Raw genomic sequence first — 15,799 nt, forward strand, 5'->3', positions numbered from 1 at the left:
GCCGGGGCCTCGTCTCCATGAGTACGGCGTCCACAGCATCGTTCGCGTCATCTCGCGGTCACCCGAATTCCGCCTCGGGAGTCAGCGACGGGTCGGAGCGCTGCCACCTGATATGCGGGTACGCGACGGCGCGGGCGCCGAATCCGGCCATGAACCGGTCGATGGTGGGCAGCACGCTGCCCTCGAAATCGAATGCGGTCACGCCCCATTCGGCGACCGTCGTATCGATGGCTCGGTCCACCAGCAGACTCGGTACGCCCCGGGCCCCCGAAGAGTCGAACCAGGAATGCATCAGGATCGCCGTCCCGGCGGACCGGAGCACGAACGCCTGGCCCCGGCAGACCCCTTGGCCGTCCACCGCCGCGAGGCACAGGGCGGCGCTCTCCCGGCTCACCGCGATCCCGGATTCCCGGCGGGCGGCGACAGCGGCGGCGTGCTGCCCCACGATCGCACGCGAGAAATCGAATTCCTCCGGCTTCACGCGTTCGACAGTGTGCTTCTTCTCCGCCGCCCGAATGTGGTTGCGCACGGTCGGTGCGTACGCGGCCCGGAAACCGCCGCCCGATAGTGGGGTGAGCATCCGGGTGTGCCGGCACAGGGCGACGGCGCCCGCTTCGATGAGGGCCGCGGCCTCGCCGAAGTGCGGATCCATCGGAAGCTCGACCGACTCCACGTGGTCCATCAGCGTCGTCGTCATCGATACGATCACCCGGTGCCGGTCGAGAGGGTGGAGTTCCGGAGCCACCCAGGGCGAGGCGTAGGGCAGCAGCCGGTAGGGCCGCTGGGCGGCGGGCGCCTCCGCGCCGCCGTCGAGCGGGCAGACCCAGATTCCTACGGGTCTGTCGCCGCGCCGGAAGCACACCACGTCGAGCGTGCGTCCGTAGATCTTCGCGGCGAGGGCCGAATTCCATAACGGGACGGGGAGGGTATGGGCGAGAACGGACAGTCCGTTCCCGTGGAGGGCTGTGCTGCGCATTTCCGCCTTTCTGCTGTGCACGTGCGTGCGCTGACGGCGCCGTCGCCCCGTCTTCGCTCTTCCTTTCGCAACCGCTTTACGCAGCCGCTTCACGCAACTACTTCACACCGGCGTTTTACACAGACGCTTCACACAGGCGCTTTACGCGAACGCACTACGCCAGCGCCTCACGCCACCGCTCTCAGCAGCCGGCTCACATCGCGGCGATCAGTGCGAAGGCCTCCTGCAGGCTCGTCGGCGGCTCACCCACGGACGCCGCCATCTCGCGCGCCATGTCCAGTTCGGACGCGGTGCGGTCGCGGGCGACGCGAGGTGCCCCGCGGCCCGCGACAATCCCCTCGTCGAGTTCGGAGTAGTGCGCCAGGGCCCAGCTCGCCCCGGTCGACGTGGCCAGGGCCTGCCGCAGCATATCGATCTCGACGCCCAGCTCCCGTCCCGTCCTGAGCGCCTGGAGGGCCGCGTTGCGGTTGCTGTAGAGCAGCCAGTTGTTGCAGAGCTTGACGGTCATGCCTGCGCCGGTGGGACCGGCGTGCACGATGTTGTCGGCGTACACCTCCAGCGTGGCCCTGGCGGCGGCGATGTCGGCGCCGGAGCCGCCGAGGAACAGCGAGAGGGACCCTTCGCTGACCCTGCCCCCGCGTCGGCTGAGCGCCGCGTCGATCAGCGCGTGCCCGTACCCGTCCCGCACCCGTGTGTGCAGTTCGCGCACGGTCTGGGGGGTGAGCGTGGTGTGCAGCACCACGAGGGAGCCGCGAGGGGCCGAGGCACACAGTCCGCCGTCGTCGAAGAGCAGCGACTGGAGGTCGCTCAGCCTCTTGAGTACGACCAGGTGCACCCGCGCTCCGTCGGCGGCCTCGCCCGCGGAGGCGCACTGCCGCAGGCCGGGCAGTTCGCCCGACAGGTCGACCACGGGGTCATAGGCGGCGAGTTCCCGCCCGCTCCCGGCAATGCAGCGCGCGATGTCCGCGCCCATTTCTCCCAGGCCGTAGACAGCGATGTCCGGCATCGTCACTTCCCTTTCGTCGGAACTCACGCTCGGTGGGGTCTTCATCGCACTGTTCGCCGGAGTCTTCGGCTGCTCGTGGGAATGCGGGGAGCGGAAATCGGGACTGCCGCGGATGCGGCGTTCGTAGCGTTGTCGGAGTTGCCGGTGTTGGCGTCGTTGGCGTTACCGGCGGCGTTGGCGGCGGCGTTGGCGGCGGCGTTGGCGGCGGCGTTGGCGGCATTTACAGCCTTTGTGGCGTTGGCTGCCTACTCGGGCCGCCGGCATTCGGGGGCGCCGATTCGCAGAGGCCCGATTCGCAGAGGTCCGATTTACAGAGGTCCGATTTACAGAGGGCTCGACGCACACTCGATGCACAGAGGCACCGGTTCTCACGCCTCCTGTCCGGCCAACGGCCCGGCGGGAGTCCGCAGCCTCGCCACGAGGAGCAGAATTCCGGCCGCCGCCCCGCAGGTGAGGACCGTGGCGACGTACAGCGTCCGCACCGGGAGCCGGGAGAGGAACCAGGCGATCAGCAGCGCGCCGGCCAATTGCGACGGTCCGTGGACCGCGCCGAAGACGGCGTACGCCTGGGCGGATCCGACTGGCCTCCAGCGGTCCTGGACCTCGCTCTGGAGCGCGCTGTCGCCACCGCTGAGCAGGCCGACGAGCGCGTAGAGGCAGATGGCCGGGGCCGGGTGGGCGGCGGTGAGTCCGAAGACGGCCTGGACGGCGAAGCCTGTGAGGACGATATGCGGCGCGAAGGCGCGCGCGTACCGTCCGAACACCCCGCCGGAGATGGCCAGCCCGCTGATGACCGCGGTCAGCGCGAAGGACGCGTTCGCGATGCCCGCGACCCATGACCGGTCCTGGTCGCCCGCGGTGAGGAGGGGGATGAACATGCTGAACGCGAGGGTGTGCGTGAGCTCCAGGAGGAGCAGCGACGCGGTGAACAGACCCAGCCGCCGGGGAGCCCACATGTCCTGCCACGTCCCGGCCGTGTCCTTCCGCGCACCGGCCGCCGAGGCGGTCGCGACGGCCCGGGGCGCCCCCTTCTCCCGCGGCGGGCCGGTCGGCGTCCGCCAGAAGGAAGCCCGGCCGGCGACCACGAACACCACGAACTGCAGCACCATCCCGACGCTGTACGACAGGACGCAGATCAGCAGGGACGTCGCGATGCCGAGCGATGCGGCGAGTACGCCGCCCGCCGCCCATCCGACGACGACGGACGCCTGGGTCGCCACGGCCAGCATCGCGTTGAGCCAGGTCAGTTGCTCCAGGCCGCCGGTCCGGCCGGCTGCCCATTCCCGCATCGCCGGCAGGTAGAAGGCGCCGAACGTCGAGAAGAGGAACATGCCGAGGTATACGTGCCACAACCGGGCGCTGTCATGGCGCACGAGCATCCAGAGGACCGACGAGACCGTGAACGCGCCGGCGTCGGACAGCAGCATCACCCACCGTTCGTCCAGCAGACGGTTCACCGCGCGCACGCAGCGGACGAAGAGCAGGGGCGGAAGGGCTCCGGCGGCCACCACCAGCGGAACGCTCGCCGACGACCCGCTGATGTCGAGCGCGAGCAGCGAGAGCAGCATGAGCAGCAGCGTGGAAGCGCTCTGGCTCTGGAAGGTGGACACGATCACGACGCCGATCTCGCGCCGCTCCCCCGCGGAAAAACCCCTCCAGATCTCCGCACGGGAACGGACGCTCGTTACCGCACTCGCCATTTTCGGGTGAGCCCCAATCAGCAGCAGGGGACGGCTACGGCCTTGCAGACAGGCACACTGAAGCGGCGCGCACCGTGCCGCGACTCGGCGCCTTTCAAGAGTTGGGCGGTCAGCACACGCGAAACGTCCGCGATGAACAACAGCTAAATGCGGCGACGCCATAGAGCATGGCATTCGCGCCGCGTTAATAGTCAAGCATCGTCCGGAGCGGGCGGTCAACACCCCTCTGACGTCACCATCGACGGAAATCCGGTGACGAAATATCCACATGGAAACAGTAGTATCGATGATACGAATGTCCGGTCTCCGATAGGACGATCATCGAATCTTCGAGGCCCATATCGCTGAACGGCCGCCCCGGGCACGGAATGAGACTGCCGAGGAAAAACGATACCTCCACTCCAGGAGAAAAATATTCCCGAAGCACGGATGCATCAGATCTCCGCGGGCAGTGATTCGCTTGAGAGTGATTCCCCGGAGACAGCCGGGGCTCTCGAATACGGAACCCGTCGCGGCTACGACACACGATCGACGCCAGACGCCATCCGACCTCATCTCCGAGGAGGACCTCATCCGTTACCCGGTGCCGCCGCCGCACACCATGAGCCGTACGCCATGAACGGGCGCGGAAACGCAGCGCCCGCCCGGACCCGACCGTACGCGCGAACGAGCGCTCCCGCCTCGCCGGAGGCAGCGGAAGCAGCGCAGGAGTGGGAAGCGCTCCTGTACGACTGGCACAACGAGCACCGGCTGCGCCGTCAGCAGCGCGACATCGCCTACTGGTTGAACCTGACCGACCGGGACGACCGGCTGCTCGTGCTGGGCGCGGGCACCGGGCGCGTCGCGGTGCCGCTGGCCGAGCACCGCGACCGCGGCGTGACGGCCGTCGACACGAGCCCGGCGCGCCTGCGGCGGATGCCGCAGGCGCGCGGCCTGGCGCCCGTCTGCGCCGACATGCGCGAACTGCCGCTGCGCGGCCGGTTCGACGCCGTCGTCGTGCCGTACTCGACGCTGCAGCTCCTGCCGACCGCCGACGACCGGCGGCGGGCGCTCGCCGAGGCCGCGCGCGTACTGCCGCCGGGCGCTCACATCCACATCGACGTGAGCGGGAACTTCGACACCCGGACCGCGACCGACTGGCGTCTCGTGCTGGCCGAACCCTGCCCCGAGGCCTGCGGGACGGTGGAGGAATGGGAACGCCAGACGCCGCTGCCGGATCACGTGCTGATCGAGAAGTCCTTTCGCGTCGGCGATCACGCGCTCACCGAGGTCCAGGAACGCTGGGCCCGTCTCGATTCCCTCCAGCTCGAGACCGCACTCGACCGCGCGGGCTTCGACCTTGCCGGCACCGACCACGGATACGGCGCGGGCGCCTCACCCCACCGTCTTATTCACCACGGTCGTCGCCGTCCCTGACAGGCTCTTCGGCCTGGGCCGACGCCCGCAGTTCGGCGATGCAGTCGGTGATCGCCCGCTGGAGGGTCTCCAGCTGTTCGAGGAGCTCCTCCTCATAGATGTCGGCCGCGTCGTCGAGCGTCAGCTCCTCGAACGCCTTGGCGGCCTTGCGCACCTTCCCCTGGAACCGCGACCGGCGTTCGTGCGCACGCAGCTGCGGGTCGCTCTCGACGGCCTCGGCGACCAGGGTGCGCATGGTCTTCTGCGCGTCGGCGACGTACGGGGCCTCGTCCTCCGCGTCCAGTCCCTCGATGAGCGCGAGGTGCTGCTTGGCCTCGGTCACGACGTGTTCCGGGGCGGGCACGCGTTCGCCGCTGGGGGTCGTCATCTCACCGCTGTCGATGACATCCCGTACGAACTCCACGGAGGACGCCACGCGCGCCGCCGACGCCACTGTCTTGGACAGCTCGCCGGTGCGGGCGATGTCCTTGGCCAGTTCCTCGGCCAGCTCCGGGTCGTCCTCCAGCCGGTCCAGCAGCGCGTGCCGGGCCGCCTGCGCGGTGCCCGGATCGGCGAGGATCGCGGCGCGCAGCGCCGTCGGGTTCTCCGCCACCTCCAGCGCCTTGGTCGGGCGGATGCCCTCCGCCTCGGCCACGGCGGAGATCGCCTGGCCGCGCGTCGAGTCCGCGCTGGAGCGCGAGGTGTAGTAGCCGAGCCACACGTCCGCGTCCGGGAGGTCGATGTCCACGCCGGGCGACAGCGCCTCGAACACCGGGACCACGCCGTCGTCCGCCGCCCGGTCCCAGGCCCGCCAGAACCGCATCACGCGCTCGGCGGAGCAGCCCGCGAGCCGGGCGAACTCCTTCGCCGACACCTTCGGCTCCGGCTCGTCCGCCTGGCCCGCGGGCGCTCCGCCGGGCCGTACGCTCCGCGCCACCTTCAGCGCGAACGTCCACCCGCCCGTCCGCGCGAACGCCCCGAACTCCCGCGCGTCCCGCCGTACAGCGCTCTCGCCGCCCTCGCCGCCCTCGCCGGCGTCCTGGGCATCGGTCTCGGCTTCCCCGGCCGAACCCGGGTCCTCTTCCCCGGCCGACTCCGGTTCCTCAGCCATGCCCGGTTCTCCAGCGGGGGCCTGCTCCTGGGCGGGCGCCGGAAGTGCGGGGGCGGCGGCGCCCTCCGCGGCGGCGAGGGGTTCCGTCCACACATTCGCCTCCTCGGCAGGAACGTCGCCGACAGCGGGGGCGACAAGTTCCTCGGGGGCGGGCGCGGTGTCCGGGGGCGTGGTCATGAGAACTCCGTCGGGTATGTGAACGTTACCCCCTGATTGTCCGCCATCCGACGCCGCCGAGTCGCGCGGGCACCTATACCGGTATACCGGGGGCGCATCGACTGGGCGGCAGTGTAGACGGCCCGCCGCACGTCGCCGATGCAGGTCCTGCCTGGAGGCCCGCCCGCACCGACGAACTCGCGGGCCCGGGGCCCGGAGACTGGACCCGGTGGCACGAGGTTCGTCCAGAGCGGACGTGAGCTGATTCGCGGAGTCGGGCGATGAGCGCGCCGAGCGCAGAATGGTTCTCAGGGAACTCGTGCCCGTACGCCCGTACGTCCGTACACCCGTACACCCGCAGAAGAAAGTCCTGCCCAGCAGCGCACTCCCGCGAAGACCTGGGTTTTCTACGCACCCGAACTCGCACCTGATCCCGCGCCCACGCCCGTACGCGCCGGCTCGACCTTCGGCTGGCGCTGGGCACGGTTGCGCAGGTGGACGGCGATGCCCACGAGCCCGGCGACGGCCAGCGCCTCCAGTCCGATGAGGTAGTACGCCGGGGACAGCCGGTCGCCGCTCGAATCGATGAGGGCGGTGACGATGTAGGGCGCGAAGCCGCCGAACGCTGCGTTCGCGATGGAGTAGACGATCGACAGGTACGAGTTGCGGACGTTGTCCGCGGTGAGTTCGGAGAGCATCGCGGGGGTCGGGCCGGCGGTCAGTCCGAGGAAGGCCGCGAAGAGGACGACCGAGAGTCCGATGCTGAACGCACTGCCCTGGATGAGGAGTTGGTAACAGGGTACGGCGAGTACGGCCAGGCCGACGGCGCCCGTCACCATGACCTTCCAGCGCGCGACGCGGTCGGAGAGCCATCCGCCGAGCACGATGAACCCGGCGTAGGCGGTCAGGCCGACGAGCGAGGCGGTCAGGCCCTCGGACAGGTTCCTTTTGAGTACGCCGTCGAAGAAGGCGGGCAGGAACTGGAGCGTGACGTATCCGCCCGCGGTCCAGGAGACGATGGCCGCGGTGCCCGCAATGATCATGCGCCAGTGGCCGCGGAAGACCTCCTTCGCCGGGCTGTCGGCGACCTCGCCCTGTTCCCGCAGGGCGGTGAAGGCGGGGGTCTCCTCGACGTGCCGCCGGATGTACCAACCGCCGACGCCGAGTGGGAGGCCCAGCAGGAAGGGGATGCGCCACCCCGCCGAGTAGAGGAAATCGTGGCTCATCCAGCTGGTGAGGGCCGTGCCGAGGCCCGCGGAGAGGGCGAGCGCCACGGCGATGCTCGCGGCCTGGGTGGACCCGAACAGGCCACGCCGCCGGGCCGGCGCGTGCTCGAACAGCAGCGAGGCGGCGCCGCCGAACTCGCCGCCCGCCGAGAACCCTTGGACCAGACGCAACACGGTGAGCAGGACCGGCGCGAAAACTCCGACCGAGGCGAACGAGGGCAGCGCACCGATCAGCGTGGTCGCACCGGACATGGTGAGAATGACGATGGACAGCACCCATTGCCGTCCTCTTTTGTCGCCGAGGTGACCGAAGACGACCGCGCCCACCGGGCGGAGGACGAACGCGGCTCCGAAGATGGCCAGCGTGGCGAGCAGACCCGTCAGCCCGTCGGAATCGGGGAAGAACGTCTTGGCGAGAACGGGTGAGAAGTAGCCGTAGATGGCGAAGTCATACCACTCCACGAAGTTTCCAACGGCAGCCGCGACGACGGTCTTGGCCTTGCCGGACCCCTTTGTCTCCACCGGGTCTCCTTTGGCGGTCAGGCGGGCGCCACTATCGCGCGAGGTGCGGATGCCGGTCGCTCGATGCTCGGAACCAGGTCGCTGCACGATCTGGTATGACGTTTTACCAAAGTCAAAGTAAGCGTCGGCCACTACGTCGTCAAGCAGCGTTGCGGTCCGTGCATCAGGGGCGGTCCCGGACGCTTCCTTACCTGCTCGGGAGTCACCTGGGGCGTCGGCGGCGGGCGGGGGCAGTGTCGTAGCGGGGGGGGCGCCGGTGTCGTGGCGGGCAGGGGCGGTGGTGGGGTGCCTCCGGCGCGGGCGCGGGCGCGGCGGTGGCGGGGTGCCCTCGGCGTGGGCGCGGCGGTGGTGGGGTGCCTCCGGCGCAGGCGCGGCGGTGGCGGGGTGCCTCCGAGGTGGGCGCGACGCTGGTCAGGCTAGGGTGTGCATCAGCTTTGGGGAGGAATGCACGCGATGGCCACTCTCGCTGATGTAGCGAAGCGGGCAGGGGTGTCGGTCGGGGTCGTGTCCCGGCTGCTCAACGGCGACGACACTCTCCGCGCACGGGACGAGACGAAGCAGCGGGTCAGAGCCGCGGCGGCCGAGCTCGGGTACACGCCTAACTACGCGGCACGCGCCCTGCGCAAGGCCAGGGTCGGCGTCATCGGTCTCGCCGTGCACGACGCGAGCAACCCCGTCTACAGCGAGATCATCACCGGCGCCCAGGCCGCGGCGGCGAACGCGGGCTACGCCCTCATGTTGTCCGACGTCGACGCGCTGGCGACGGACGACGAGATGTTCAAACGGTTCGTCTCCGGCGGCGCGATCGACGGCCTGCTCCTCCAGCGGGCCGGCAACGCCGCCGACTCGCTGGTCTCGAAGATCGCGTCCGGCGAGGTGCCGACCGTACTGCTCAACGACCACACGCGGGGCGCCATCGGCAGCGTGGCCGTCGACGACTACACGGCGGCCCGCCTGGCCGTCTCCCACCTCGTCGAGCTCGGCCACGAGCACATCGGCCTGCTCCAGGTCGACGGCCCCCGGAGCCGTGCGGCCCGTCGGCGCAAGGGGTGGGCCGACGCACTGACGGCCGCCGGGCTGGAAGCGCCGAAGTCACGTGTCTTCCGCGGCGGCCACACCGCCGAGGAGGGGTACCGGGGCATGCGCGAACTGCTCTCGGCGCCCGCGCGCCCCACGGCCGTATTCGCCGCGAACGTCCTCTCCGCCGTCGGCGCGCTCAGCGCGGCGCACGACATGGGGGTACGGGTCCCCGACGACGTCTCGCTCGTCGGCCTCCACGACGTCTTCGTCGCGGACTTCCTCCGGCCCCGGCTCACGGTGGTGAAGCTGCCGCTCTTCGAGCTCGGCGCGAGGGCGGTGACTCTTCTCCTGAGTCAGATGAACAACGAGCAGGCCCGGCACGAGAGCATCGCGAACCCGGCTCCCGCCATGGTGATCCGCGAGTCCAGCGCACCGCCCGCGAGCCGCTGATTCGGGTGCGCCGTCCCGGGCGCGCGCCGCCCACGCCGAGCGTCCCTCCTCGCCTCTCGCCGGCCCTGCGTGGCCTGTCGCGGTTGTCGTTCGTCGGTGACGCGTGCCCTGTCGTGGTCGTCGTTCATCGGTTACGCGTGTCCTGCCTCGGTTGCCGTTGGCGCCCTCGTGTTGTCGCCGGCGCCCTTGTGTTGTCGCCGGTGTTCTCCGGCGCCGGCGACTTGCTGAGAGCGGGGGGGGCAGTCCGGGTAGGCCGCAGTTGAGTACGCGTACTCATGCGTACTCACGGTCAGACTCGGCACCCTGCGGCCATGACGACCGCCGTTCCGAATCCGAAGCCCTGGCGCCCCTGGTCGCAGCCGACGCGTCGGGGCGCGGACCTCGCCCTCGCGATCCCGCTGTTCCTGCTGGAGATCGCGTGGCTCGTGCTGGACTGGATGTTCGGCCTCGGCCTGGAGATATGGGCAGCGCAAGGCGAACAGGGTCAGATCGACGCGGCCACCTTCGCGCACATCGGGCGGGTCCAGGTGCTGCTGATCTCCGCACTCGGCATGGCGGTTCTCGCGGGTGTCTTCCGTGCCCGTTGGGCGGCGATCGCGCAGTTGCTGGTGGCTCTCCTCGCCGGCGGGGTGCTGGTGACTGCGCAGCATCAGTGGGACAGCGGCCACACCCCGTCCGGGTGCGTCCGCTATGCCGCGCACTGCTGAGCGAGCCGGTACGACTCGGGGAGGGGTCGGGTCGTGCACCACGTCCCTGCTGTACGTGCCTAGAGCCGCACGTCGCATACACCTGACGGTCGGTCCACGCCCGAGACAGGACTGTCCCCGGCTTTGCCTCGCCCGTTCGCATGCGTATGCCCTGCCCTGCACGCGAGCCGGGGGTCTCCGCCGCCCGTCCCTGGCGCGTCAGCCCGCCGCGGTGGACGTTCGCGCTTCCACGTACGTACGTGCTCCACGTACGCATGCCCTGCCGCCCGCCCCAGCGGCCCGCGAGTAGCTGACCAAACTCCCCTTTGCCCAGCTCCAGGTAGAGAGGCTAGTCTGGTAAGACGTTTTACCAACCAGTGCCCGACACTCCGGACGAGCCACACGAGCCAGACGAGGAGATGCCTTGATGCGGAACGCGAGCCGCCTTCGAGGAATTACCTGGGACCACCCGCGCGGCATCGACGCCCTCCGTGCCGGCGGGGACGAGTTCGAGCGCAGGACGGGTATCGCGATCGACTGGAGCGTCCGCTCGCTCCGGGAGTTCGAGGACACGCCGGTCGCCGAACTGGCGGCGGCCTACGATCTCGTGGCGCTCGACCACCCGTTCATCGGCGACGCGGTGGAGGCGGACGCCCTGCTCCCGCTGGACAGCGTGCTCCTCCCCGCGGAACTGGCCGAACGCGCCGAGGACTCAGCCGGCGCGAGCGACTCCAGCTACCTCTGGCAGGGGCACCAGTGGGGCGGCGCCGTGGATGCCGCGTGCATGGTCAGCGCCCACCGCGCCGGCGCCGTCGCCCGTACGGAGATACCGGTCCGGTGGGACGAGGTCGACGAGTTCGCGCGGCGCCACGGACGGGAGTCCGTACTGCTGGCGGCCAACCCGACCCATCTCTGGGGCACCGTGCTCTCCCTGTGCGAGGCCGTCACGAACACCGCCGTCGGCCCGTGTGCGGACTGGCGCCGGGGCGACGACGGCCGCCCGGCCTGGTGGGGGGACGCCGGTATCGAGCCCGCGCTCCTGGAAGAGGGCATCGAACGGGCGGGCCGCCTGCTGTCGCTCTGCGCGCCCGCGTCAGTGGCGAGCGACCCGATCACTGTGCTCGAACGCCTCGCCCGCCCCGGCGACCCGGCCCTCTACTCCCCGCTGGTGTTCGGCTACATCACCTACGCCCGGCCCGGCGCACGTGACGCCCTCGTGGCGTTCGGCGACGCTCCGCGTATCGGTGACGCCCCCGTCGGCACGCTGACGGGCGGGGTGGGGCTCGCCGTCTCGGCCCGGTCGGCAGCGGGGCGCGACGCCGCCGCCTTCGTACGGTTCGCGACGTCGGCGGACATCCAGGCCGGCGCCGCGCACGAGGCCGGAGGGCAGGCGGGCCGCCGCTCCGTATGGACCGACGAGCGGGTCGACGCCGAGGTCACGCACTTCTACCGCGACACGCTCGCCACGATGGACCGTTCCTTCCTGCGGCCCCGGCTCCCCGGCTACCCGGACTACCAGCGTGCGGCGGCGCACACGCTGCACAGCGGCGTGGCCGACGGCGTACGGCCGCAGGCTCTCGCCACCGAGCTGACCCACCTGTGGCGCAAGCATGTCCGCGTCTGACCCCCGCCCGGACGACGGCCCGCTCCGCCACCCGGACAACGGCCCGCACTCCCGTCCGGACGATGGCCCGCTCCCCCGCCCAGACGATGGCCCGCTCCCCCGCACCGTCGCCGAACAGTTCACGCGGATCGAAGCCGCGTACGGAGACCACCCGGCGCTACGTTCAACGCAGTTGGCGAAGGAGCCGGGTACAGGGCCGGAGAGGAACGAGTCAACAGCGACCAAGCGGGAACCCGGCTGGCTGACCTTCGCGGAGGTCGCCGCTCTCGCCGACGCGGCCTTGTCGCGACTGGCCGCGATGGGCGCCGCACCCGGTGACCGGATCGTACTCGCGCTGCCGAACAGCGTGATCCTCCGCCTCCTCGACCGGGCCGTGCTCGGATCCGGGCTCGTGAGAGTGGCTCTCTCCCCCCGGCTGCACCCACGCGAGATCGCCGACATCGCCGCCGACTGCGACGCGCGGGTGGTCTGCTGCCGCGCGGAGGCGGAGGCCGACATCCGCGCGGCGCTCGCCGCGGTCGGGTCGGCGGCACACGTGGCGGTCTGCTCCGACACGACGGCCCCTTCCGACCAGGCCAACCAGGCGCCCCCACCAGGCCAGACGGCAGCCCCCTTCTCTCCGGACTCGCTGGCGTCGGCGGCGTCCGGGGCATCAGCGACAGCGGATCCACCGCCCCCGCCGCACGCCGCGTGGCCCCCGCCGGCCCCCTCCGACATCGCGATGCTGATGTACAGCTCGGGGACGACGGGCCGCCCCAAGGGGGTTGTCGTCACCCATGCGACCTGGGTGGCCCAGACCGCCCGTGCGCTGCGCGAACTGCCCGCGATCGGTCCCGGGGACGTCGTCCTGGCCGTGGCTCCCATGAGTCACTTCGGCGGGTCGATCGGTCTCGACTGCGCCGTGAGCGGCGCGGCCACGGTGGTGATGCCGCACTTCGATTCGCTCGCGGTCCTGGAGGCCGTCGACGCGTTCGGGGTGACGGTCCTCCCGCTGGCGCCGATCATGCTCGACCGCCTGGCGCGCGCCGCCGAGGAGCCGGTGCCCCTGCCCCTGCCCCTGCCGCGGAGCATCAGGGCCATCCCGTACGGCGGTTCGCCCCTCGGCGTCGCCTCGCTCGAACGGGCGCAGCGGGTCTTCCCCGGAATCCTCACCCAGTTCTACGGGCTGGCCGAGGCCCTGGCGCCGCTCACGGTGCTGACGCCCGCCGACCACGCCTCCGGGGACCCCGCCCGTCTGGGGTCGGCGGGGCGGGCCGCCGCCGGGGTGGCGCTGCGCCTGGTGGACGGGGAGGTCGTGGTACGCGGTGACACCGTGATGGCCGGGTACTGGAACCGTCCGGAGCTGACCGCGGCCGCGTTCACCGACGGGTGGTTCCGTACCGGCGACCTGGGAGACATCGACGCCGACGGCTACGTACGCCTTCTGGGCCGTTCCAGCGAGATGATCGTGACCGGGGGGTTCAACGTCTACCCCGCCGAGGTCGAGCGCGTCGTCTCCACGGTCGACGGCATCCATGAGGCGGCTGTCCTGGGCATGCCGCACCCGGTGTGGGGCGAGGGCGTCAACGCCGCGGTCGTACTCGACGGCGGCCCGGCCACCGGCACGCCCGGCCCCGAGGTCCTCGCCGGTATCGCGCGGGCGTGCGCGGCGTCCCTGGCCGGCTACAAGAAGCCCGTCGCCGTGCGCGCCGTACCCGAGATCCCGAGGAACGCCGCAGGCAAGGTCGACCGGAAGGCGCTGCGGCGGAGCCTGTCCGACCAACCCCAAAAAACCCACCAGCCCTACTAACCCGACCAACCCCAACAACCCCCACAACCCCACCAATACCGCCAGAGCCAACAACCCGACTGGTCCCCACCCATCCAGCCGAAAGGAACAACAAGACGATGCAAGCGCTTGACGCCATCCGCGTCCTCGACTTCACGCAGATGATGCTGGGCCCATTCGCCACCCAGGTCCTCGCCGACCTCGGCGCCGACGTGATCAAGGTGGAACGCCCCGAGGGCGAGTGGGAACGCGACCTCGCCATGATGGGCGAGTACGTCGGCGGCGAGTCGGCGGCGTTCCTCGCGATGAACCGCAACAAGCGCTCGGTGGCGCTCGACCTCAAGGACCCGCGGGCCAAGGAAGCGCTGCTGAGGCTGGGTGCGACGTGCGACGTCGTCGTCGAGAACTTCCGCCCCGGCGTGATGGACCGGCTCGGGCTCGGCTACGACGACTTCAAGGCCGTACGGGACGACATCATCTACTGCTCGGGCTCCGGCTGGGGCCAGGACACCGCGTTCGCCAGGGAGGGCAGGCCGGGCCAGGACCTCCTGATCCAGTCGATGTCCGGGCTCGCGGCCTCGACGGGCCGCGCGGGTGATCCGCCGACCCCCGCCGGGACGGCCATCGTGGACCACGCGACCGCGCTCACCCTCGCCAACGGCATCATGGCCGCCATCATCGCCCGCTCCACCCACGGCATCGGCCAGCGGGTGGAGGTGGATCTGTACTCGACCGCCATCGCGATGCAGTGCCAGGAGATCTCGACCTTCGTCAACCAGGGCACGGAGTACCGGCGGTCCGACTCCGGCATCGGCCAGGCGTGGCTGTCGGCGCCGTTCGGGGTCTACGAGGCCCGCGACGGGTGGCTGGCCGTGGCGATGGCGCCGCTCGAAACGGTCGCCGACGCCGTGGGGGTCGCCGCCCTCGCCGATTTCGACGCCTGGGCCGAACGGGACGAGGCCAAGCGGGCGTTGGAGGACGTCACCCGTACGAACACGGTCCAGCACTGGCTCGACGCGCTGCTCCCGAAGGGCATCTGGGCGGCGCGGGTGCGTACCACCAAGGAGGCGGTGGACGAGTTGCGGGAGGAGGGTTCCGACCTGCTGGTCACCCTCGACGGTCCGGCGGGGACGCCGATCGAGCTGGTGGGCTGCCCCATCTCGCTCAGTGCGACGCCATGGCGGCAGCGCCTCGCGCCGCCGCGCACCGGCGAGCACACCGCGGCCGTCCTCGGCGAGGTCCTCGACTCGGAGAGCCTGACCGCTCTGGTGGGTGAGGGCCGGTGACCGCGCGGCAGGAGCAGCGGCCGGCCGTCGTGGCCGGCGAGATCGACCATCCGCACCGGAATCTGGCGGTCCAGGACCATGCCGTCGACGGCGGCGGTGTCGTGCGCGTCCTGAGGATCGACCGGGAGGAGAAGCTCGGCGCGCTCTCCGGCGAACTCGTCGCGGCGCTCGGAGAGCAGATCGTACGCGTCCGGCAGGACCGGGAGGTCCGTTCGGTCGTCCTCACCGGCACCGGTCGCGGCTTCATCGCGGGCGCCGACGTGGGCGAGTACTCCGGGGTCGGCGCCGACGCGTTCCTGGAGTACCAGCGGATGTCGCGCCAGGTCTTCGACGCCCTCGAACGCCTGCCGCAGCCCAGCATCGCCGCCGTGAACGGGTACGCCTTCGGGGGCGGGTTCGAGGTGGCGCTCTGCTGTGACTTCATCGTCGCCTCCGCCCGTGCCAGGTTCGCCCTGCCCGAGGTCACGCTCGGCCTCATACCGGGAGGCGGCGGCACGCAGCGGCTGGCCAGGGCCGCCGGTACCCGCTTCACCAAGGAACTCGTGATGACCGGCCGCCGCGTCCGCCCCGACGAGGCCCTCCAGCGGGGCCTGGTGACCGAGGTCGCCGAGCCGGAGGCGCTGATGGAACGGGCCCTGGCCTTCGCCGTGCTCCTCGCGACGCAAGCACCGCTCGCGGTCCGTGAGGCCAAGCGCGTCATCGACGGCGGGGTGGCCCAGGGGCTCGACGCGGCGCTCTCGGCGGAGCAGGCGGCGCTCGGTCAACTCTTCGAGTCCGCTGACGGGCAGGAGGGAATCAGCGCGTTCCTCGACAAGCGCACGCCCCGGTTCACGGGGTCCTGACCGCTCACGGCGGCACGAGGTACGACGGCAC

The 15,799-nt window shown here is 71.0% G+C and carries 12 protein-coding genes; 7 read left to right on the forward strand and 5 right to left on the reverse strand.

Annotation, left to right across the window (positions count from 1 at the left end; genetic code table 11):
* Positions 1-58 precede the first annotated feature (58 nt).
* The 3 genes from AB0I49_RS29535 to AB0I49_RS29545 form a co-directional block, all read right to left on the reverse strand.
* Entirely contained in the window at positions 59-976 is a 918-nt protein-coding gene (locus AB0I49_RS29535) for a hypothetical protein (protein ID WP_363230171.1), read from the reverse strand.
* A 193-nt stretch (positions 977-1,169) separates the two neighbouring features.
* Complete coding sequence (locus AB0I49_RS29540; RefSeq protein WP_363230172.1) at positions 1,170-1,982, reverse strand: NAD(P)-binding domain-containing protein; 813 nt, start codon at positions 1,980-1,982, stop codon at positions 1,170-1,172.
* A 368-nt stretch (positions 1,983-2,350) separates the two neighbouring features.
* On the reverse strand, positions 2,351-3,598 hold the full coding sequence (locus AB0I49_RS29545) for an MFS transporter (RefSeq protein WP_363230173.1): 1,248 nt from the start codon (positions 3,596-3,598) through the stop codon (positions 2,351-2,353).
* A 699-nt stretch (positions 3,599-4,297) separates the two neighbouring features.
* Here AB0I49_RS29545 and AB0I49_RS29550 point away from each other — a divergent pair.
* The gene (locus AB0I49_RS29550) at positions 4,298-5,098 is read left to right on the forward strand and encodes a class I SAM-dependent methyltransferase (protein WP_363230174.1); all 801 of its coding nucleotides are present in this window, start codon (positions 4,298-4,300) and stop codon (positions 5,096-5,098) included.
* Here AB0I49_RS29550 and AB0I49_RS29555 read toward each other — a convergent pair.
* Together AB0I49_RS29555 and AB0I49_RS29560 are read right to left on the reverse strand one after the other, a co-directional pair.
* Complete coding sequence (locus tag AB0I49_RS29555) at positions 5,070-6,365, reverse strand: hypothetical protein (RefSeq protein WP_363230175.1); 1,296 nt, start codon at positions 6,363-6,365, stop codon at positions 5,070-5,072. The two genes, AB0I49_RS29550 and AB0I49_RS29555, sit on opposite strands and share 29 nt — an antisense overlap.
* A 386-nt stretch (positions 6,366-6,751) precedes the next feature.
* Positions 6,752-8,092, reverse strand: a complete 1,341-nt coding sequence (locus tag AB0I49_RS29560; RefSeq protein WP_363230176.1) for an MFS transporter — start codon at positions 8,090-8,092, stop codon at positions 6,752-6,754.
* Between the two features lie 453 nt (positions 8,093-8,545).
* Here AB0I49_RS29560 and AB0I49_RS29565 point away from each other — a divergent pair, with 453 nt between their 5' ends.
* The 6 genes from AB0I49_RS29565 to AB0I49_RS29590 all read left to right on the forward strand — a co-directional run bounded on the left by AB0I49_RS29565 (position 8,546) and on the right by AB0I49_RS29590 (position 15,768).
* Positions 8,546-9,562, forward strand: a complete 1,017-nt coding sequence (locus AB0I49_RS29565; protein WP_363230177.1) for a LacI family DNA-binding transcriptional regulator — start codon at positions 8,546-8,548, stop codon at positions 9,560-9,562.
* A gap of 311 nt (positions 9,563-9,873) precedes the next feature.
* Entirely contained in the window at positions 9,874-10,269 is a 396-nt protein-coding gene (locus AB0I49_RS29570) for a DUF6234 family protein (RefSeq protein WP_363230178.1), read from the forward strand.
* A 406-nt stretch (positions 10,270-10,675) separates the two neighbouring features.
* Positions 10,676-11,872 (forward strand): hypothetical protein, encoded by a 1,197-nt coding sequence (locus AB0I49_RS29575; protein WP_363230179.1) that lies wholly within the window; start codon positions 10,676-10,678, stop codon positions 11,870-11,872.
* A complete protein-coding gene (locus AB0I49_RS29580) occupies positions 11,859-13,661 on the forward strand; it encodes a class I adenylate-forming enzyme family protein (protein WP_363230180.1) in 1,803 nt (600 codons plus the stop codon). The genes AB0I49_RS29575 and AB0I49_RS29580 overlap by 14 nt, the downstream gene beginning before the upstream one ends.
* Positions 13,662-13,759: 98 nt before the next feature.
* A complete protein-coding gene (locus AB0I49_RS29585) occupies positions 13,760-14,926 on the forward strand; it encodes a CoA transferase (RefSeq protein WP_363230181.1) in 1,167 nt (388 codons plus the stop codon).
* The gene (locus AB0I49_RS29590) at positions 14,923-15,768 is read left to right on the forward strand and encodes an enoyl-CoA hydratase-related protein (RefSeq protein WP_363230182.1); all 846 of its coding nucleotides are present in this window, start codon (positions 14,923-14,925) and stop codon (positions 15,766-15,768) included. Before AB0I49_RS29585 ends, AB0I49_RS29590 begins: the two co-directional genes overlap by 4 nt.
* The last annotated feature ends 31 nt before the right edge of the window (positions 15,769-15,799 follow it).

Source organism: Streptomyces sp. NPDC050617, from assembly GCF_040654795.1.
GTDB lineage: Bacteria > Actinomycetota > Actinomycetes > Streptomycetales > Streptomycetaceae > Streptomyces.